At 62.2% G+C, this 19,125-nt stretch carries 18 protein-coding genes; 7 read left to right on the forward strand and 11 right to left on the reverse strand.

Translation table 11 applies throughout. From position 1 onward, the window contains the following. Positions 1-12: 12 nt before the first annotated feature. The 3 genes from C5J22_RS03945 to C5J22_RS03955 all read right to left on the reverse strand — a co-directional run bounded on the left by C5J22_RS03945 (position 13) and on the right by C5J22_RS03955 (position 3,699). Positions 13-951 carry an RTX toxin gene (locus C5J22_RS03945; protein ID WP_245440291.1) on the reverse strand — a complete coding sequence of 313 codons (939 nt, stop codon included), beginning with the start codon at positions 949-951 and terminating at the stop codon, positions 13-15. Positions 952-1,179: 228 nt separating this feature from the next. Continuing rightward, positions 1,180-2,409 (reverse strand): calcium-binding protein, encoded by a 1,230-nt coding sequence (locus C5J22_RS03950; RefSeq protein WP_105437285.1) that lies wholly within the window; start codon positions 2,407-2,409, stop codon positions 1,180-1,182. A 243-nt stretch (positions 2,410-2,652) separates the two neighbouring features. Further along, the gene (locus C5J22_RS03955; protein WP_105437286.1) at positions 2,653-3,699 is read right to left on the reverse strand and encodes an aldo/keto reductase; all 1,047 of its coding nucleotides are present in this window, start codon (positions 3,697-3,699) and stop codon (positions 2,653-2,655) included. A gap of 164 nt (positions 3,700-3,863) precedes the next feature. Here C5J22_RS03955 and fabD point away from each other — a divergent pair, with 164 nt between their 5' ends. Continuing rightward, complete coding sequence (gene fabD / locus C5J22_RS03960) at positions 3,864-4,832, forward strand: ACP S-malonyltransferase (protein ID WP_105437287.1); 969 nt, start codon at positions 3,864-3,866, stop codon at positions 4,830-4,832. 98 nt (positions 4,833-4,930) lie between these two features. Further along, entirely contained in the window at positions 4,931-5,668 is a 738-nt protein-coding gene (gene fabG, locus C5J22_RS03965; RefSeq protein ID WP_105437288.1) for a 3-oxoacyl-[acyl-carrier-protein] reductase, read from the forward strand. A 13-nt stretch (positions 5,669-5,681) separates the two neighbouring features. On the opposite strand, the gene C5J22_RS31015 is transcribed toward fabG, so the two are convergent. After that, the gene (locus C5J22_RS31015) at positions 5,682-5,957 is read right to left on the reverse strand and encodes a hypothetical protein (RefSeq protein ID WP_172724109.1); all 276 of its coding nucleotides are present in this window, start codon (positions 5,955-5,957) and stop codon (positions 5,682-5,684) included. On the opposite strand from C5J22_RS31015, the gene C5J22_RS03970 reads away from it, so the two are divergent. From C5J22_RS03970 to gmk, 5 genes are all read left to right on the forward strand, one after another. Next, the gene (locus tag C5J22_RS03970) at positions 5,956-6,192 is read left to right on the forward strand and encodes an acyl carrier protein (protein ID WP_003502080.1); all 237 of its coding nucleotides are present in this window, start codon (positions 5,956-5,958) and stop codon (positions 6,190-6,192) included. The two genes, C5J22_RS31015 and C5J22_RS03970, sit on opposite strands and share 2 nt — an antisense overlap. A gap of 128 nt (positions 6,193-6,320) precedes the next feature. After that, positions 6,321-7,583, forward strand: coding sequence for a beta-ketoacyl-ACP synthase II (fabF, locus tag C5J22_RS03975; RefSeq protein WP_105437289.1), 1,263 nt, complete (start codon positions 6,321-6,323; stop codon positions 7,581-7,583). Between the two features lie 173 nt (positions 7,584-7,756). After that, positions 7,757-8,950 (forward strand): endolytic transglycosylase MltG, encoded by a 1,194-nt coding sequence (gene mltG, locus C5J22_RS03980; RefSeq protein WP_105437290.1) that lies wholly within the window; start codon positions 7,757-7,759, stop codon positions 8,948-8,950. Between the two features lie 32 nt (positions 8,951-8,982). Further along, a complete protein-coding gene (locus C5J22_RS03985) occupies positions 8,983-9,870 on the forward strand; it encodes a YicC/YloC family endoribonuclease (RefSeq protein WP_105437291.1) in 888 nt (295 codons plus the stop codon). Between the two features lie 3 nt (positions 9,871-9,873). Next, positions 9,874-10,554, forward strand: coding sequence for a guanylate kinase (gene gmk, locus C5J22_RS03990; RefSeq protein WP_046636472.1), 681 nt, complete (start codon positions 9,874-9,876; stop codon positions 10,552-10,554). Positions 10,555-10,703: 149 nt separating this feature from the next. Here the strand turns inward: gmk and C5J22_RS03995 are convergent, their stop codons facing one another. The 7 genes from C5J22_RS03995 to lptF form a co-directional block, all read right to left on the reverse strand. Further along, positions 10,704-10,940 carry a hypothetical protein gene (locus tag C5J22_RS03995; protein WP_105437292.1) on the reverse strand — a complete coding sequence of 79 codons (237 nt, stop codon included), beginning with the start codon at positions 10,938-10,940 and terminating at the stop codon, positions 10,704-10,706. A gap of 609 nt (positions 10,941-11,549) precedes the next feature. Continuing rightward, positions 11,550-12,383, reverse strand: a complete 834-nt coding sequence (rsmA, locus tag C5J22_RS04000) for a 16S rRNA (adenine(1518)-N(6)/adenine(1519)-N(6))-dimethyltransferase RsmA (RefSeq protein ID WP_105437293.1) — start codon at positions 12,381-12,383, stop codon at positions 11,550-11,552. Next, the gene (gene pdxA, locus C5J22_RS04005; RefSeq protein WP_105437294.1) at positions 12,383-13,399 is read right to left on the reverse strand and encodes a 4-hydroxythreonine-4-phosphate dehydrogenase PdxA; all 1,017 of its coding nucleotides are present in this window, start codon (positions 13,397-13,399) and stop codon (positions 12,383-12,385) included. The genes rsmA and pdxA overlap by 1 nt, the downstream gene beginning before the upstream one ends. Positions 13,400-13,442: 43 nt before the next feature. Continuing rightward, the gene (locus C5J22_RS04010; RefSeq protein ID WP_105437295.1) at positions 13,443-14,387 is read right to left on the reverse strand and encodes a molecular chaperone SurA; all 945 of its coding nucleotides are present in this window, start codon (positions 14,385-14,387) and stop codon (positions 13,443-13,445) included. Between the two features lie 133 nt (positions 14,388-14,520). Beyond that, positions 14,521-16,848 (reverse strand): LPS-assembly protein LptD, encoded by a 2,328-nt coding sequence (locus C5J22_RS04015; RefSeq protein ID WP_105437296.1) that lies wholly within the window; start codon positions 16,846-16,848, stop codon positions 14,521-14,523. Next, positions 16,848-17,936 (reverse strand): LPS export ABC transporter permease LptG, encoded by a 1,089-nt coding sequence (gene lptG / locus C5J22_RS04020; protein WP_105437297.1) that lies wholly within the window; start codon positions 17,934-17,936, stop codon positions 16,848-16,850. Before lptG ends, C5J22_RS04015 begins: the two co-directional genes overlap by 1 nt. Further along, positions 17,933-19,108 carry an LPS export ABC transporter permease LptF gene (lptF, locus tag C5J22_RS04025; RefSeq protein ID WP_105402923.1) on the reverse strand — a complete coding sequence of 392 codons (1,176 nt, stop codon included), beginning with the start codon at positions 19,106-19,108 and terminating at the stop codon, positions 17,933-17,935. The genes lptG and lptF overlap by 4 nt, the downstream gene beginning before the upstream one ends. Positions 19,109-19,125: the final 17 nt, after the last annotated feature.

Consider the following 19,125-nt stretch of genomic DNA (forward strand, 5'->3'; position numbering starts at 1 on the left):
TGGAAGGTTGGATCAGCCGATCTTGAGGACGGTCTGTCCATTTTCGAAAGCGAAGCCATAGGACAAGACGCCGCCCTTCAGCGCCTTCTCGTCGAGCGTCACTGTGATCTTGTCGTCCGAGCTCTCGAAAGAGGCGGTCAGCACATTGTCCTTGATCGAAATGCTGACATCCTTCTCGAAATAACCGTCGAACCGCAGCGAGATGGGGCCGTCGGTGGCGATCGTGTCCTGGCCGCCATTCTTGCCGAACGTGTATTCGACGACGCCCTTGCCGGCCGGTTTGCCGGTCTGGTGGATGGTCACCGTGTCGTTGCCGGCGCCGCCGGACGCAAAAATACGGCGTCCTTCGAGATAGAGGATATCGTCGCCATCGCCACCATCGATGCCGGTCATCGTCTCGGCCGAGATCCGGATGCTGTCGGCATCGCCGCCGCCCGACACGTCCATCGCCAGCTTTCCTGCAAGCTGGATGTCGTCCTTGCCGGCGCCGCCATCGATACCGCGCAGCAGGTCGGCCTTCGCCTGGACCTTGTCGGCCCCGTCGCCGGCATATAGGCCGGAGAGCGAAGCGGTCTTGACCATCAGCGTATCATCGCCGGCGCCGCTCTCGACATCGTAGACGGCGCGGCCGGTCATCGTCAGGCTGTCGTCGCCTTCGCTGCCGGAAGCGTGGGTAATGTAGCCGAGGCTTTCGCTGACGCTCACCTCGGACGAGTCGTCGCCCTTGCCGAGCGCCAAGATCTCGACGATCCGAGCCAGTGCCCGCTGCGCCGGCCCCTGCGTGTCGGGCTCGATGCCGCCCGCACTGGCCGGGCCGATGCCCTGGGCGCTGCCGGACGACTGGCCTGCCGAAACGGACGGACCGGAAAACAGCAGCGATGCATAGCTCGCTGCATTGGAGTTCCGGTAGAAGGCGTTGGTAATGCTGGTGATGGCTCTGTCCTCCGGCATGCAGCCCAGAGGCCGCAGGTCCCGTCTTTCACATGCCGCCATCATGCCGGACATTGATTGAGAACAGCTTACAGCAGAGCAGGGTAGCGAGACAGCGGCACCGCTTTGCGCGGTAAGCGCTTGGTAAAGAAAAAGCGGCTGTTTTCGCGGTTGCACGGCATCTCTCGATCAAGTTCGAAGGATTCGTTGCCATGTCATGCCGCCCGGCCTGCGCCTGCGGAAAAAGCCTTACCGCTGGAAGGAGCCTACGTGACTACCTTCGGGCGCGTTGAAGACCATCTGGGGCGGATAATTCTCCGCAATATACCGGTCATCGGCGATCAGCAGCGACTGGGTTTCCGGCTTGTAGACGAGGTGGATGTTGCCCGCATCGGCCATCCGGCCGGTCAGCTTCACGGTGATGCTGTCAGTCGTCCCGGCAAAGCCGATCGTCACGGTGTCGCCGTCCACGGTGATGCTGGCCCTGCTCATGTCGAGCCGCCGGGTGCTATCTTCGCTGAAGCCGTTGATTTCGAGCGGGCCATTGGTGACAACCACATCGCGCCCGTCGCCGGCACTGAAATAGTAGCTGGCTTCATTCCGGCTCTTGTTGTCGAGTACGACATGGTCATCGCCCCTGCCGCCCGAAATATTTCTGAGGAGGCCGTCCGTCGTGGCGATGATCGTATCGTCGCCGTCACCCCCGTCGATGTTGCTCACATACGAGGCGTTGACGACGATCGTGTCGTTACCATCACCTCCGTCGAGAAGCGAGACGCTCTTCGCCTGCGCGGTGATCGTGTCGTTGCCGTCACCGCCATGGATCCCGTCAGCCCTCCCGTTGGCCTTGATGTCGATGATGTCGTCGCCCGTGTCGCCGTAGATTCCGCTGACATTCGAGGCGCTTTCAAGCTTGATCGTATCGTTGCCTGCGCCGCCGCTGACGATGTTAATGCCATAGTCGACAAAGCTCGACGATCCGTTGCCGCCGGTGCTGCCGATCTCGATGAGATCGTTGCCCGCGTCGCCGTCGATCCGCATCACGACCCCATGGCCGTCGATATGGATGCTGTCGTCGCCCTCGCCACCCTCTACATTGTCTGCGGCGACGTTGAACGAGCCGAGGATCGATTTCATGCCGGTTGCTGCGATGTCGATCGTGTCGTTGCCGGAGCCGCCATACACGCCGATCGCGGCTCCGGCGCTGATTTTGATCGTGTCGTCGCCGCTGCCGGCCTTGGCCGTCACCGCTCCATCCTTCGCTTCGATCGAGATGTCGCTATTGCCCTTAGCGTCCAGCGCGATCCGGATCAGGATGTCGATCGCGGCATTGGCGGTCCCGTTCATCAGCGGCGAAAGCCCGGCGGATATCCTCTCGATGCTGCCGGCGGTGCCGGTACGGTCAACCGATACCTGCAGAAGCTGCAACGCGGAGCGGCCGTGATAGGTGGCGCTCAAAGACGATATGGCGCTGAGCATGCTCGTTCTTCCAAATCGAGAATGGCAGGAGGCGACCGAAATCCGCGAATATGATCGCCTGTAAGATTGCGATCGAAAGTGTGGGAGGTGCGTTAAGAAAGTCTCAATCCAGGTTGCGAAATGTACTATTTCGACGCCCCTGGATTGCAATTTCGCGGGGATGCCGGTCGAGCCAGGAAGCGGCGCTTGCTTCATGGCCTGCCGATGTCGTTCCGGCTCGTGACATGACTGCGCGCCCCAGTCCTACAGCGGCATCGGCCACTGTCGATGGACCCTTGCGATGTCCGCGAGCACCTCGTCCGACAGCGTGACGTCCGCAGCCGCCATGTCGTGTTTCAGCTGGGCCATCGATGTTGCGCCGATGATGATCGACGTCATGAAGGGGCGTGACAGGCAGAAGGCGAGCGCCATCTGGGCGAGGTCGAGGCCGTGCTTTTCGGCGACCTCGAGATAGGCCTTTACGGGCGGCTCCTGGTACGGTGTCAGGCGGCCGCCGAGATCCGTGTTGATCGTCGCCCGAGATCCTTCCGGCCTTGCGCCGTTCTGGTACTTGCCGGTGAGGAGGCCGGCGGCGAGCGGCGAATAGGCCATCAGCCCGACATCCTCGTGATGGGCGACCTCGGCGAGGTCGAGATCGAAATGCCGGTAGAGGAGATTGTATTCGTTCTGCAGCGAGGCGATGCGCGGCAGGGCCTTTTTCTCCGACAGGCGCAGGTATTTCATCGCGCCCCAGGCGCTTTCGTTGGACAGGCCGACAGCGCGCAGCTTGCCTTCCTTCGCCAGATCGCCGAGCGTTTCGAGGACTTCGGCGATTTCGGCGGCGGCCTTGTCGCGGTCCTGCTGCGTGACGTCGAAAGTCCAGGAATTGCGGAAATGGAAGGTGCCGCGGTTCGGCCAGTGGATCTGGTAGAGGTCGAGATAATCGGTCTGGAGGCGGGTCAGGCTGGCGTCCACGGCCTGGCGGATGGTGGCGGATTCGATGTCGCGTCCGTCGCGGATATGCGGACGACCGCCGCCGGCGATCTTCGTGGCGAGGACGAGGTCCTTGCGCTTGGCCGCATTCTTCTTCAGCCAGGTGCCGATATATTCCTCGGTACGGCCATAGGTGGCGGGGCCGGCCGGCGTGGTCGGATAGAGTTCGGCGGTGTCGAAGAAGTTGATGCCGTTCTCGAACGCGTAGTCCATCTGTTCATGGGCTTCGGCTTCCGAATTCTGGGTGCCCCAGGTCATCGTGCCGAGGCAGATTTCCGACACGGAGAGATTCGTGCGCCCAAGTTTCTTGTATTTCATGCCGACAGATCCCGTCCTCAAAAAGTCGGCGGCACTCTAAGCGCGATTTGACGAAGCGCAAGGGGACAACGGGCCGGAAAAGGCCCCGAAAACCGCGCCGCCCTTGACTCTCCGGGCCGGAATGTGAATGGAGAGGGCAAAACATAAGGGAAGGAAATCATCCCATGGCCACAACAGACGGCACTTCAACGAGCATCGCATTCACGTTCCCCGGCCAGGGCAGCCAGGCTGTCGGCATGGGCAAGGATTTGGCGGAGGCTTTTCCCGAAGCCCGCGCCGTCTTCGATGAAGTCGACGAGGCGCTCGGCCAGAAGCTCTCCGACATCATGTGGAACGGCCCGGAAGAAACGCTGACGCTGACCGCCAATGCGCAGCCGGCGCTGATGGCCGTCTCGGTCGCCGCGATCCGGGTGATGGAAGCGCGCGGCCTGAAGCTCGCCGACAAGGTCGCCTTCGTCGCCGGCCATTCGCTCGGCGAATACTCTGCTCTTTGCGCCGCCGGCACCTTCTCGCTCGCCGATACGGCACGCCTGCTGCGCATCCGTGGCGATGCCATGCAGTCGGCGGTGCCTGTCGGGCAGGGCGCCATGGCGGCGATCATCGGCCTTGAGCACGGCGATGTCGACGCGATCTGCGCCGAAGCACGCGAGGCCGGCATCTGCCAGATCGCCAACGACAATGGCGGCGGCCAGCTTGTCATCTCGGGCTCCAAGGCAGCGGTCGAAAAGGCAGCGGCGCTGGCGACCGAAAAGGGCGCCAAGCGGGCCATTATGCTGCCTGTCTCCGCACCCTTCCACAGCGACCTGATGGCGCCGGCGGCCGACGCCATGCGCCACGCGCTCGACAAGGTGGCGAAGAACAACCCGGTCGTGCCGGTTATCGCCAATGTGCGCGCCGTGCCGGTCTATGATGCCGACGAGATTGCCAAGCTGCTGGTCACCCAGGTCACCGGCCAGGTCCGTTGGCGCGAGACGGTGGAATGGTTCGGCGCCAACGGCGTGACGACCCTTTACGAGATCGGCTCGGGAAAAGTGCTGACCGGCCTTGCCCGCCGCATCGACAAGAATATCTCCGGCATTGCCGTCAACACGCCGGCCGATATCGAAGCCGCGCTCACAGTCATTCTCGGATGATTTGATCAGTGAGTAGTGAATGGTGTGTAGTGAGTAGTTCAGTTTCTTGCTGCCCACGGCTCACTAACCACTACTCACTCTAAAAAAGGAACACGATCATGTTTGATTTGACCGGCCGCAAGGCATTGGTGACGGGCGCAACCGGCGGGCTCGGCGAAGAGATCGCCCGGATGCTGCATAGCCGGGGCGCCACAGTCGGCCTGCACGGCACGCGCGTCGAGAAGCTCGAGGCGCTCGCCTCCGAACTCGGTGACCGGGTCAAGGTCTTTCCGGCCAACCTCTCGGACCGCGCCGAAGTGAAGGCGCTCGGCGAAAAGGCCGAGGCCGAGCTCGAAGGCGTTGACATCCTCGTCAACAATGCCGGCATCACCAAGGACGGCCTGTTCGTGCGCATGAGCGACGAGGACTGGGATGCGGTTCTGGAAGTCAATCTGACGGCAGTTTTCCGCCTGACCCGCGAACTCACCCATCCGATGATGCGCCGCCGTTACGGCCGCATCATCAATATCACCTCCGTGGTCGGCGTCACCGGCAATCCTGGCCAGACCAACTACTGCGCCTCCAAGGCCGGCATGATCGGTTTTTCCAAATCGCTGGCGGCGGAGATCGCTACCCGCAACGTGACGGTCAACTGCGTCGCGCCGGGCTTCATCGACAGCGCGATGACCGGCAAGCTCAACGACAAGCAGAAAGAGGCGATCCTCGGCGCCATTCCGATGAAGCGCATGGGCGCCGGATCGGACATCGCGTCCGCGGTCCTCTATCTCGCCTCCAGCGAGGCTGGCTATGTCACCGGCCAGACCCTGCATGTCAACGGCGGCATGGCGATGATCTGATTGAGTGCCGCCTTCAGGAAAACACGTTACAATCGGTTGTTGGCGGCTGTGCAATGGAACAAATTCTGGCTTTGCTGAACACGGAAACCATGTTAAGCGGGCCATGACTGTGAATGGTCACCCTGAAATGCAGGCCGTCATATTGCGTGAGTGCAATAGGATCGGAACCTGAAAAGGGGAGAACGGGTTTGCCCGCATCGGCGCTGAACAAGCGGCGGTCGCAGGTTTTTAACAGGGTGCGGATGCCGATCGGGCATTCGATAAAGACAAAGGTCGAGGAAACCGACATGAGCGATATCGCAGAACGCGTTAAGAAAATTGTTATTGACCACCTCGGCGTCGACGCCGACAAAGTTGTCGAAGGCGCAAGCTTCATCGACGATCTCGGTGCGGACTCGCTCGACACCGTCGAACTGGTCATGGCTTTCGAGGAAGAATTCGGCGTTGAGATCCCTGACGACGCTGCCGATTCCATCCTGACCGTCGGCGACGCTGTGAAGTTCATCGAGAAGGCCCAGGCCTGATCAACCCGACATAGTGGGGATGACGCCGCGAGGCAGGTCCCGAAAACGGCCCGCTTGTTCGGGCCGTTTCAGCAATTGGGGCTTGGGCCCTGAAAATCGAGAAAAAATTATAGGGTAGGGCACTGGCGATGAGACGGGTCGTTATCACCGGTACCGGCATGGTATCTCCTCTCGGATGCGGAACGGAAGTCAGCTGGTCGCGCTTGCTGGCCGGCCAGAACTCCGCCCGCGTCGTCACTGAATTCGAGGTCGAAGACCTTCCCGCAAAGATCGCCTGCCGCATTCCTGTCGGCGACGGTTCCGATGGCACGTTCAACGTGGACCAGTGGATGGAGCCGAAGGAACAGCGCAAGGTCGATCCCTTCATCATCTACGGCGTGGCCGCTGCCGAAATGGCGCTCGAGGATGCCGGCTGGCATCCGAAGACCGACGAGGACCAGATCGCCACCGGCGTGCTGATCGGCTCGGGCATCGGCGGTCTCGAAGGCATTGTCGAGGCAGGCTATACGCTGCGCGACAAGGGTCCGCGCCGCATCTCGCCCTTCTTCATTCCCGGCCGGCTGATCAACCTGGTCTCCGGCCAGGTGTCGATCCGCCACAAGTTGCGCGGTCCGAACCACGCGGTCGTCACGGCCTGTTCCACCGGCGCCCACGCGATCGGCGACGCGGCCCGGATGATCGCCTTCGGCGACGCCGAGGTGATGGTCGCCGGCGGCGCGGAATCGCCGATCTGCCGCATTTCGCTGGCCGGCTTCGCCGCCTGCAAGGCGCTTTCGACCCAGCACAACGACGATCCGCAGAAGGCCTCGCGCCCCTATGACCGAGATCGCGATGGTTTCGTCATGGGCGAGGGCGCCGGCATCGTGGTTCTGGAAGAGCTGGAACATGCCAAGGCCCGCGGCGCCAAGATCTATGCGGAAGTGGTCGGCTACGGCATGTCCGGCGACGCCTTCCACATCACCGCGCCTTCGGAAGACGGCGACGGTGCGTTTCGCTGCATGACCGCGGCGCTGAAGCGTGCGGGTATTTCGGCGTCGGACGTCGACTACATCAACGCCCACGGCACCTCGACCATGGCCGACACGATCGAGCTCGGTGCGGTCGAGCGTCTGGTCGGCAACGCCGCGTCGAAGATCTCCATGTCGTCGACCAAGTCGGCGATCGGCCATCTTCTCGGTGCTGCCGGTGCGGTCGAGGCGATCTTCTCGGCGCTCGCCATTCGCGACAACATCGCGCCGCCGACGCTCAACCTCGACAATCCCGATGTCGAGACGGCGATCGACCTCGTGCCTCACAAGGCGCGCAAGCGCGAGATCAACGTCGCGCTGTCGAACTCCTTTGGTTTCGGCGGCACCAACGCATCTCTCGTGCTGCGCCGCTACGACGCCTGATCTTTAGGGCTTGATATTTCGGGGGGACTGTTTCGAACCCTGAAACATATGCCGGCTGGACTCGCGGCTCGGCTCGTATCATCTTCTGGACCTGTTTTTCGCCGTATTGGTTGGCCAAAAGCAGGTCTAAAGTCTTTGAGTCTGTAGGGGGGCGTTAACCCCGGGGGGCGCGGTTGAACGATACGAATCATGTCAGTGAATTGCCGCCCGGCAATGGCAGAGGGCCGATTATTCCGAAATCGCCGAACGAGGCCTTGAAGCCTGAACGCGTTCCGGAACCGCCCCGTCGTTCCAAGAAGGCACGCAGCCAGGTCGTCATCTTCCTGAATTTCCTGATGACCATGGTCGTCGTTCTCTGCGTGATCGGTGTTGCCGGCTTCTACTACATGATCTCGGCCTTCCAGCAGCCGGGCCCGCTCGAAGCCAACACCCATTTCATGGTCCGCCCCGGCAACGGGCTTGCGGAAATCGCCACCAATCTCGAACGCAACGGCATCATCTCCGACGCACGCATCTTCCGCTACGTGACGGCGACCTACCTGCGCAAGGGCGAGACACTGAAGGCGGGCGAATACGAAATCAAGGCGCGGGCCTCCATGAAGGACATCATGGGCATCCTGGAATCGGGCAAGTCGATCCTCTATTCGGTCGTCATGCCGGAGGGCCTGACGGTGCGCCAGATGATGCTGCGCCTCGCCGAGGATGCGGTGCTCGAAGGCGACCTGCCGTCAGAACTGCCGACCGAGGGAAGCTTGAGGCCCGATACCTACAAGTTCTCGCGCGGCAGCAAGCGCGCCGACATCATCCAGCAGATGCGGGTTGCGCAGCAGAAGATGGTCGACCAAATCTGGGAGCGTCGCGACCCGGACCTGCCGATCAAGACCAAGGAAGAGTTCGTCGTGCTCGCCTCGATCGTCGAGAAGGAGACCGGCAAGGAAGACGAGCGCGCCCATGTGGCCTCCGTCTTCATCAACCGGCTGCAGCGCGGCATGCGCCTGCAATCGGACCCGACGATCGTCTACGGCATCTTCGGCGGCGAGGGAAAACCCTCAGACCGGCCGATCTTCAAGTCGGACCTCGCCAAGCAGACGCCCTATAACACCTACCAGATCAAGGGTCTGCCGCCGACGCCGATCTCCAACCCCGGCCGGGCCGCCCTCGAAGCCGTAGCCAATCCCTGGCGGACCAAGGACCTCTATTTCGTGGCCGACGGCACCGGCGGGCATGTGTTCGCCGCGACGCTCGAGGAACACAATGCCAACGTCCGTCGTTGGCGTAGAATGGAGTCCGAGCGCGCCGCCAACCCGGAAGTGGTGGATGGCCAGCCGGACGGCGACGAAGCGGAAAAGCCGCCGAAGAGCAACTGACCGCTTCCCGAAAGCATGATCTGGAGACACCGATGACATTGCAGTCCATGACCGGTTTTGCCCGCAGCGAAGGCACGAGCGGGCGCAACCGTTATGCATGGGAACTGCGCTCGGTGAACGGCAAGGGCCTCGATATAAGGCTGCGCCTGCCGCCGGGTCTCGAACGGCTGGAGCCGGACGTCCGCCGGCTGATCACGGAAAAATTTTCGCGCGGCAATCTGCAGGCGACCCTCACCCTCACCGTTGCCGAGACCAAGGTGGAAGCGGTGCTGAACCGCGATGCGCTGGCAGCCGTGATGGCGTTGCGCGCCGAACTCGGCGATCTCGTCGATCCGTCGCCGCTGAAGCTCGATACGCTGATGGGCATTCGTGGCCTGGTCGACATCCGCGAGGCGGAAGAGGACGAGGAGACGGTCGCAGCCCGCGATACTGCGATCCTCGCGAGCCTCGACGAGGCGATCGGCCGTCTGCAGCGGATGCGCGAGGGTGAGGGCACGGCGCTTGCAGCCGTCCTCAAAGGCCAGGTCGCCCGTATCGCCGAACTTGCCCAGGTCGTCGAAACCGACCCTTCCCGCACACCGGAAGAGATCGCCCGCAAGCTGTCCTTCCAGCTCGCAGCGCTCCTCCAGGAGGCGCCGACGCTCGACCGCGACCGGCTGCATGCGGAAGCGGCCCTGCTTGCCACCAAGGCCGATCTGCGCGAAGAGATCGACCGGCTGAAGGCGCATGTGGCGGCCGCGGGCGAGCTTATCGACAAGGGCGGCCCGGTGGGTCGCCGGCTCGATTTCCTTGCACAGGAATTTAACCGGGAATCGAATACTATCTGTTCGAAGTCCAATTCGGCCGCGGTCACCTCCGCCGGCATCGATTTGAAAGTCGTCATCGACCAGTTCCGCGAACAGGTCCAGAATCTGGAGTAAGACATGAGCCCGGCCCCATCGTCTCAGGGCAAAGCGTCCCCGGCCGTGAAGATCGCCCGGCGCGGACTGATGCTGGTTCTTTCCTCGCCGTCGGGGGCCGGCAAGTCGACGATCGCCCGCAATCTCCTGGATGCCGATCGCAGCCTCGAAATCTCGATCAGCGTCACAACCCGGGCCAAGCGGCCGAGCGAGATCGCCGACAAGCATTATCATTTCATCACCGTGCCGCAGTTCGAGAAGATGCGCGACGCCGGCGACCTGCTCGAATGGGCCGAAGTGCACGGCAATTTCTACGGCACCCCGCGCGAGCCGGTGGAACTGGCGATGAGCGAAGGCCGCGACATGCTGTTCGACATCGACTGGCAGGGCGCCCGCCAGCTGCAGGAAAAGATGGCCGCCGACGTCGTCTCGATCTTCGTGCTGCCGCCGACCATGACCGAACTGCAGTCGCGCCTGCACCGCCGCGCCGAGGACAGCGAAGAGGTGATCCGCACCAGGCTCCTGAACTCGCGCGCCGAAATCGAGCACTGGCGGGAATACGACTACGTCATCGTCAACGACGATCTCGACGAGGCTTTCGGGCATGTCAGCTGCATCGTCAACGCCGAACGCATCCGCCGCGACCGCCGCCATGGCCTGTTCGATTTCGTGAGCGAGTTGCTGACGGAAGAGCCGGAGCTTTAGGGGGGCGACCTCCGGCCGGTGATTGCCCGCGGCTGCGAATTTCATCGGTTCATTGCCGGAATTAACGGTCTTGCGCCGCCCACGTGAGCAATGACGGCGGTCACCTTGCGCCATCACCAGCCCCACCACCCCAGTCACAACCGGGCGGACTATTCGAGCTGAACTGCGGATCGGAACAGCACCTCCCGAAGCACAGTCCCGTCCTCGGCGGTGATTTCGAAACGGGTCACGTCAATAACGTCGTTGGCCAGACCCACCTCCGCAATTACCTCCCGCGCGGCCTTGACGGCATAATCGTAGGCGTCGTCGAGGTTGGCAAACTTAGTTCCCTTAGGATCTTTCCCGAGGACACCGCCCTCTCGGACATGGAAGTAGTACCTAGGCATTCGGCCTCCATAGAGCCAATGGACCATAACTCCAATATTCGATCCGGGTTCTCGCCATCGCCCCCACCAAATGTGGGGCTGGAAGGTGAAGCTTACTTAAGCGGTCACAAAGAGGACGGAGGTTTTGCAAGGGGTGCAGCGTCAGCCGTAATTCGCTCGAGGTATGCCGCTAGCTTGCGCGCCTCACTCAATTCAATCGGAACCCATACCGTGGCATCTCCACCCTTGGATTTGATCACCACGTACGTTTCCGACGAGGACTTGCGTCGCCTCAACTGGCACCAGCAAAGTCCTTTCCCTACTAATGACTCGATCTCGATTTCTGAAACTATCTCGTCAACCATCAACCCTTTTACGGCGTTGAATTGCGCGCTCAACCAAGAGATCACTGTTGCCCTATATCTTGCATTGGTGGTGGACGGCAATTTTGAGACTCAGATCTCGTCCTTTTACGAACATGAAGTCAAGCGGTCTTCCTATCAACACTACAGTTCAGGGGGCAGGACAGCGACAACCGCTCTGAGCCTAGGCCGCACACCAGCGCCCCAGATGAAGGTGATGGGGAGTCGACGACTGTCTCCTTCGGGCCAAAGGAGTTACTGCCGCCGCTCACAAACAGTTCGCCAGTCGCACAAACTCTTCCACCGACAGTGTCTCCGCCCGCCTCGCCGGGTCGATGCCGGCTTTCACCAATAGCGCTTCGCCGCCGAGCGATTTGACGCTCTGGCGCAGCATCTTGCGGCGCTGGCCGAAGGCGGCGTGGGTGACGCGCTCGAGTTTGGCGACGTCGCAGGGCAGGGGATTTGTCCGGGGCGTCAGGTGCACGACCGTCGAGGTGACCTTTGGCGGCGGCGAGAACGCCTGCGGCGGCACGTCGAAGACCATGTGCGCATCGGTGCGCCAGCCGGCGAGCACGCCGAGGCGACCGTAATGGTCGTCGTCCTCGTCGGCGACGATCCTTTGGCCGACTTCCTTCTGGAACATCAGCGTCAGGCTCTCCCAGAAGGGCGGCCATCGGTCCGGCGCGGGCAGCAGCCAGTTGATGAGAAGCTGGGTGCCGACATTATAGGGCAGGTTGGCGATGATCTTTACCGGGCCTTCAGGCGCGAGTGCCGCGAAGTCGGTCTTCAGCGCGTCGCCTTCGATCACCTCCAGCCGGCCGGGGTAATGCTCGCCGATTTCGGCGAGTGCCGGCAGGCAGCGGCTGTCCCGCTCGACGGCGATCACCTTCTTGGCGCCGAGCGACAGGATGGCTCGGGTCAGGCCGCCGGGTCCGGGGCCGACCTCGAAGACGGTCGCATCCTGAAGGGGCCCGGCGCTGCGGGCGATCTTCTGGGTGAGATTGAGGTCGAGAAGAAAGTTCTGGCCGAGCGCCTTCTTGGCGTCGAGCCCGTGACGCTGGATCACGTCCCGCAGCGGCGGCAAGCCGTCCAGAGTGGCCATCAGGCGGCTTTCGAAGTGAGAGCGAGATTGCCGGCCAGCTTGATCGCCTCGACGAGGCTGGTTTCGCGGGCCACACCCTGGCCTGCGATACCGAATGCCGTGCCATGGTCCGGCGAGGTGCGGATGAAGGGCAGGCCGAGCGTGACGTTGACGGAGGTGTCGAAACCGAGCGCCTTGGCAGGGATCAGCGCCTGATCGTGATACATGCAGATCGCCACATCATAACGGGCACGCGCCTCGTCATGGAACATCGTGTCGGCCGGCAGCGGCCCGAAGACGTGCAGGCCCTCGGCGCGCAGCTTGAAGATCGCCGGATGGATGATGTCCTGGTCCTCGCGGCCGATCGCGCCGTCCTCGCCCGCATGCGGATTGAGGCCGGCAACCGCAAGCCGGGGTTTATCGATGCCGAAGCGGGTCTTGAGATCGTGATGGGCGATGCGGCAGGTCTCGGCTATCAGGTCCGCATTGAGGGCTGCCGGAACGTCCTTGATCGGGATATGGATGGTGACCGGGATGGCCCGGAGTTTCGGCCCCGCCAGCATCATCACCGGCAGGACTTTCTTTCCAGTGGCGCGCTCGGCGAGGGAGGCCAGGAACTCCGTGTGACCGGGAAAACCGAAGCCGGCCTGGTAGAGAATGGATTTGGCGATCGGATTGGTGACCGTGCCGGCGGCCTTGCCTTCAAGCGAGAGCGAAACGGCGGTCTCGATCGCCTGGATGGTCCCCTTGGCGGTCGCCACATGCGGCTCGCCGGCGGCGATTTCCGCGCCGGCCGGGATCGGCAGCACGGGCAGGGCGTCCCCAAAGATCGACATCGCGCTTTCGCTATCCGCTTCGCGGATCGGCACGTCGAGGCCGAGCATCACGGCGCGGGCCCTGAGCACGGCCGGATCGCCGAGGAAGAGGAAAGGCGGCAGGTCGTATGCCTGGCGCGAGGCCCAGGCGACAAGCGTGATATCGGGGCCGATGCCGGCAGGATCGCCCTGGGTCAACGCAAGCGGACGGTCGAGAGGCATTACGGCTCCGAAAATGACTTAAGTGTCGAGATCAGCGATGTTCTTAGCGATACTCGATCTGGGCCTTGCTGCGCAGGTCATCGAGATATTTCTTGTCGTTGGGGTCGACGCCTTCCTTCTTCGCCTTGCCGAGATCCTCGGCCCGGAAGACGACTTCCGCCGCGAGGTCGTCCGACACCTGGCGCTGTTTGCAGATGGCCAGGAATTCGACGCCGCGTTCGGTGACACGGGTGCCGGTCGTGCCGCCATCGCTAGTCTTCTCGATCAGCGGCTTCCAATCGGCCGGCAGCTCGGGGGCGAGGACGCGGCCGAGGTCTCGGATCGACACGTCCAGCATGGTCGCGGCGAAATCCTTCGATTGCTCGCAGCCCGGGAATTTGGAGCGCGCGGCGTTGGCTTCCTTCTGGCGCTTGGCGAGAATGGCGTTACGCTTGGCCGGCGGCACGACAAAAATCACCTGCTGCAGGAAATATTCGGTCGTGACCGGCTTTTCCTTGTTCTCCATCATGCGCGTGACGAGTTCCTGGCTCGACATGCGGCCGCGCGAACCGCCGTAGCGGGCGTTGACCAGTCGCGGCCAGCTCATCTGCACGGCGATGTAGCTCTTGAAATGCTCGACTCCGACGCCGGCTTTGTCGAGGATCTGGCTCATCTGCGCCGCGCTCAGCTTGTTGCCGGCGGCAAACCGCTCGAAGGCCTTGTCGACGTCCTCGGTGCTGACCGACATCTTCACGCGGGAAATTTCCTGGCGCTTCAGCGCCTCATCCACCAGCGCCTCACGCGCCGCCTTGGCATCTGCCTTCTGGCGCTGAAGGCGAAGGAAGGCGACGCGTCGGCCGACGTCGGTGCTGGTGATCGCCGTCCTGTTGACGACGGCCGAAACTTCGCTGGCGGCCTGCGCCTGCTGGGCGGCGGGCTGAATGACGACCGAGGCGGCCAAAGCGGCCGCGGCCAGCACCAGCTTGCGCGTTGCGGTCATTGCGAACATGATACCAATCCCTTTTCCCGCCCCGGTGGGCACTTGAGCCCGACCGGCCTCGCATTTCATACTCTATTTGCGACCGCTTGCACAATTCTTGCGGCGAAACGATGACGTTCAGCCGATCGGACGAGCCGCTACGTCAGTAGCGGTAGTCCTGATCGAAACCTTCGGTCGAGCCGACGCTGATATCGCCGAGCGTGCGGAAGCTCAGGCGGGCGCTGACGGTCCAGTCGTTGGCGGCCGTGTCCGACGGCTTGTCGGAATAGGCAACCGTAAAGATCGTGCACTCGTCCGCATAGCTGATGCCGATGCCGCGCCGGACCAGTTCCTTGTCCGCGAGATCCCAGGTGGCCGTGCCGGCAAGCGCCCAGTTTTCGTTGATCCGGAAGCTCATCGAATGCTTCAGCACGTCTTGCGCGTCATCCGAACCGTATTCCGGCTGAGCATCGACCTGCGTGTAGACCAGCGAGCCGCTCACCCGCGGCGTCGTGTAGGAAAGCGAGGCATCGGTGCGCTTGATCGCGAATGTCTTCTCGTCGAAGCGGGCGTTTGCCCCGACCGTGAGGCCCAGCGGCAGATCGACGGCCGCCATCGCGACATAGTCGGACCGGCGCGTTTCGAGCCCGGAATTGGCGCCCGCCTGAACCAGGTCCTCGGTCGCGAACGAGTTCTGGCCGGCAATCTGGTAGGACTGGCCGACAATGCTGCGCACGCCGATGCCGTTGGCGAACGTGCCGGTATAACGGAGGCCGACATTGGCGCGCGTGCCGCCTTCGACACGGTCGAAGCCCGAGAACTTGTCGCGTTCGAAAAGGCTGGTGGCGTCGAAGACGAAGCTCTGGGCATCCTCGTTCGGCAATCCGCCGGCCATCTGCTCGTCGGGACGCGCGAAGATCTGCGCGATAGGCTCGATGATATGGCTGCTGTTTTCGGTGGTCAGCAGGATCGGATAACGCGCCTCGAGACCGGCAGTCAGCATGTAACGGCCGTTGGCGCCTTCAGACTCCATATCGCCGAAATAGGGACCCGGCGTGCCGGAACCGGTATGGCGGATTCCGTCGCCGCGGGCGGCGAGGATCGGCGTCAGCAGCAGGCCGTCGAGTGTGTTGAAGGTACGCTTCCATTCGGCTTCCACGGTCAGGCGGCTGTAGCTGCCTTCAAGACCCGGGAAACGATTGGTCGTGCCTTCCCTGTACCAGTCGTCTTCGCGACGGGACAGGTTGGTAATGTTGGAGGTAACCGAAAGCTCGCCGCCGAGAATCGGTTCCGGCGCGTAGTAGGTATAGTCGAGCGAGGGGTAGACGATCGCCTGTTCCTGCTCGGCCGTGTTGCTATAGGTGTCGTCCTGGATGTTGAAATAATAGTTGTGCAGGTCGAAATAGTTCCGCGTCCCCAACCCGGTGAGATAGATGTCATTGGTGAACGTGCCACCACCGACGCCGGTCAGCTTGTAGGTCCGCGAAAAATTGTTGTCGCTCTGGGTCATGACGTTCCAGCCGAACGTCCAGCGCGGATTGATCTTGAACTCGCCCTTGGAGGCGGCCATGAGGCGGTTATCCGCAGCCCGGTCGCTGGTATTCGGATCGAAGGCTTCCGGATCGTTCTGATGGATCCCGGCGAAGCGGAACGTATGTTCGCCTGTCTCGAACTTGTTGCGGATTTCGCCCTGAAGCAGCAGCCCCTGATTGGAATAATAGGTGGGGCTGAGCGTCGCATCCATGCTCGGCGAGAACACGTGATAGTAGGGTACCGTCACGCCGAAGCCGAGATTGTCGCTTGCGCTGTACTGCGGGAACAGAAGGCCCGACTTGCGCTCGACCGTTTCGTCCGGCACCTCGATTGCAAAAGGCAGGCGACCGATCGGCAAGCCGAACAGTTCGAACTGGGCGTTTTCAAGCCGAATCGTATGGGTCTGGCCATTGCGGACCACCCGTTGCGCCTTGACCTGCCAGAGTGGAGCCTTGCCCGGCGTCTGGGCGCAGGGAAGGCAGGCGGTGTAGACGGTATTGTTGAGCACCATCAGGTCGCCAGGCTGGCGCTCGGCGCTCTCGGCGGCAAGGCGGGTATTGTCGGTGGTCTCGACGCGGAGCGCGTTGATGAAACCCTCGCCGAAGCTGTCGGTGACGTCCATCTGCTCGGCATAGACACGGCTACCGCCCGGCTCGATCAGCTCGATATTGCCGGTCGCCATGACGCGGCCGCTCTTCTGATCGTACTGAACGCGCTGCGCCACCATCTTGTAGCGGTTGTAATAGATCTGCACGCCACCGGTCGCGGTGACCACCTCGGCGTCCTGATTGTAGACGAGCTCATTGGCGCGCAACAGCATCTTGGCGCCGTCCGCTGCCTGAGGCACCAGACCCTGAGCCTGCACAACCGTTGCGGATACGCCAAATACGCATACAGACACACCTGTCAGCAGGGCGGCGGCGAGCCGTCTTATATGTTTGCGGTTACTTACCGCCACTAGCCATCCTCCTGATGAAGCAGAATTGTCGTCCCCAGTGCCGTCGCGACGATCACTGGAATCCAGACCGCCACGAAAGGAGGAATTGCCCCGCTGCTTCCGAATGCCTTCACAAGCACCGTGACGACATAAAGCACGAAGCCAGAAACTATTCCACCCAGAATCACGGAGCGGGACTGGGCGAACCGACTGAATTTTAATGAGACTGTTGCAGCAATGAGAGTCATTGCCACGAGCAGGATCGGCAGGGAGAGCAGCGAGTGATACTGCGTCTCGAGCGCCTTTGTGGGAATGCCGAAAGATTTGCTGACCTCGATTTTTCTGGAAAGATCAAAAAACGCAACAGTATCAGGCTGCGCCAGGCTCTCTTGGATATATTCCTGCTTCAACTTGGTGCGAACCTGTGCTGTCTCGTGACGCACCGGAATTTCGCCCGGACGGTTTTCCAAAACGTCATTAAGCAGCCAGTAACCATCTTCCAATTTTGCGGTCTTGGCGTCCTGCCGCATGATCACGCGGCCGTCCTTGTCGAACTGGAAAGCCACCACGTCGATAAGCCGCGTTCCCTTCTCCTGATAGCTCTTGGCGCCTATGACCGTATCGTCGTCGCCGCTGATCTGGCGGATCCAGGGAATGAAGGTGGATGCCCGGGAGCGGTTGCTCGCTTCACGCCAGCTGGCCTCCATGGAAGCGGATTCGCGCTGGCCCCAGGCGGCGAGCGGATTGATCACAAGCAAGGTTGCGAGCCCGATCAGAAACGCTCCGATGACGAAGGGCGAGATGAACTGCCAGACGGAAATGCCGGCGGCACGCGTCACCACCAGTTCATAGCGGCGGTTGAGTGCGATCAGCACCGTCATGCCGATAAACAGGCTGAGCGTCGGGATGGTCTGCTGCAGGATGAGCGGCACGCGCATGGCAGTCATCGCCAGCCCGGTCGAGACAGTGTAGCCGCTGAAGCCCGACATGCGACGGCTGGTCTCGCTGAAGTCGGCGAGGAAGATGATGGCACCCACGCCGAGCAGGAACCAGAGTGCTGTTATGATATAACGACGGAAGAAATATCGGCCGAGCGTCGTGAAGATCATGCCGTACCTCCGCCCGAAGTCCGCGAGGCGGGTATGCGCCGCTGCACGCTGCCGGCCAGGCGCGACATGCCGCGAGCGATGAAGCGCGGCGCCGAGAACTGCCGGTTGGTGGCAAGCATGAAGATCGCAATCAGCGAGAAGACGATAGGCACGGCGTAGGGGAGCGGGGTGTAGAGCGGATGGCGTTCGACCATGTTGGTGGCCGAGAACCCGAGCCAGCGCACGCCGAAAGCAAGGAAAAGCGCAAACACCATCGGATGGACCCGGGTCTGCCGGTGCGAGCGGGTGCTGCCGGCGATAACCAGCGAGATCAGCGCGAAGGTGATCGGGAAAAGCCAGTCGGACAAGCGCCTGTGCAGTTCCGACCGATAGGCGTCCGGCGATTTCTGGTAGACCGGATCGTTCGGATCCGGGTTCAGAAGGAAGGCGAGGCTGCGGTCGGTCGAATATTGCGGCAGACCGCCTTCCGCCTTCGTCATCGCCGACAGATCGAAGGCGTAGGAGACGAACTTGATGATCGAGATGCGTCCGTCGGCGGATTTGCGGTGGACTTCGCCGTCACGCATGGTGAGCGACGTACCGCTTTCGTCGATCGATCCCTCGCGGGCGTAATAGATGAGGTCGAAATTCGGGTCGCGATAATCGACGACGAAGAGGCCCTTGAGCACCCGGCCGGAATGGCGCTCCGAGATCTGCACGTAGAGTCCCGGCTCGATGCTGCGGAAGGTCTTTTCCTCGATGACCGAGGAGAGCAGGTCGGCGTAAGCGGCGGCGACCATCTGGCGGGCCGCGACGCGAGACGGTGGCTCCACGAAATTCGTCACCAGGAACGAGAAGAGACTAAGCGCGAGCCCGAGCATCAGCACCGGCCGGTAAATGATACTGCGCGACGCGCCGGCCGCGTCGATGACCGGCAGTTCCGAATCGTTGTTCATCGCCGTCAGCGTCTGGGTGATACCGATGACGAGCGCGAAGGGCAGCACGACGGGGATGATGGTCGGCAGGATGAAGGTCGCAAGAGTCGCGAACGAGCCCATCGACTGGCCGGTATCGGTGACCAGGTTGATGCGTCCCAGCACCTGGATGGTCCAGATGATGGTGAGCACCGGCAGGAGCGTCACCAGGAACATCTGAAAAATCCGGCGCAATATGTAGACTTCGAGAAGCTTCATTCCGGCCTAGATACCTT

This window comes from Neorhizobium sp. T25_13 (assembly GCF_002968675.1).
GTDB lineage: Bacteria > Pseudomonadota > Alphaproteobacteria > Rhizobiales > Rhizobiaceae > Neorhizobium > Neorhizobium tomejilense.

Coding starts and splice junctions, on each gene's coding strand:
- fabD (WP_105437287.1), top strand. CDS start 3,864: ATGGCCACAACAGACGGCACTTCAACGAGCATCGCATTCACGTTCCCC.
- fabG (WP_105437288.1), top strand. CDS start 4,931: ATGTTTGATTTGACCGGCCGCAAGGCATTGGTGACGGGCGCAACCGGC.
- C5J22_RS03950 (WP_105437285.1), bottom strand. CDS start 2,409: ATGCTCAGCGCCATATCGTCTTTGAGCGCCACCTATCACGGCCGCTCC.
- C5J22_RS03985 (WP_105437291.1), top strand. CDS start 8,983: ATGACATTGCAGTCCATGACCGGTTTTGCCCGCAGCGAAGGCACGAGC.
- C5J22_RS04010 (WP_105437295.1), bottom strand. CDS start 14,387: ATGTTCGCAATGACCGCAACGCGCAAGCTGGTGCTGGCCGCGGCCGCT.
- C5J22_RS03955 (WP_105437286.1), bottom strand. CDS start 3,699: ATGAAATACAAGAAACTTGGGCGCACGAATCTCTCCGTGTCGGAAATC.
- gmk (WP_046636472.1), top strand. CDS start 9,874: ATGAGCCCGGCCCCATCGTCTCAGGGCAAAGCGTCCCCGGCCGTGAAG.
- fabF (WP_105437289.1), top strand. CDS start 6,321: ATGAGACGGGTCGTTATCACCGGTACCGGCATGGTATCTCCTCTCGGA.
- rsmA (WP_105437293.1), bottom strand. CDS start 12,383: ATGGCCACTCTGGACGGCTTGCCGCCGCTGCGGGACGTGATCCAGCGT.
- lptF (WP_105402923.1), bottom strand. CDS start 19,108: ATGAAGCTTCTCGAAGTCTACATATTGCGCCGGATTTTTCAGATGTTC.
- C5J22_RS03995 (WP_105437292.1), bottom strand. CDS start 10,940: ATGCCTAGGTACTACTTCCATGTCCGAGAGGGCGGTGTCCTCGGGAAA.
- C5J22_RS03970 (WP_003502080.1), top strand. CDS start 5,956: ATGAGCGATATCGCAGAACGCGTTAAGAAAATTGTTATTGACCACCTC.
- lptG (WP_105437297.1), bottom strand. CDS start 17,936: ATGATCTTCACGACGCTCGGCCGATATTTCTTCCGTCGTTATATCATA.
- C5J22_RS31015 (WP_172724109.1), bottom strand. CDS start 5,957: ATGTCGGTTTCCTCGACCTTTGTCTTTATCGAATGCCCGATCGGCATC.
- C5J22_RS03945 (WP_245440291.1), bottom strand. CDS start 951: ATGCCGGAGGACAGAGCCATCACCAGCATTACCAACGCCTTCTACCGG.
- pdxA (WP_105437294.1), bottom strand. CDS start 13,399: ATGCCTCTCGACCGTCCGCTTGCGTTGACCCAGGGCGATCCTGCCGGC.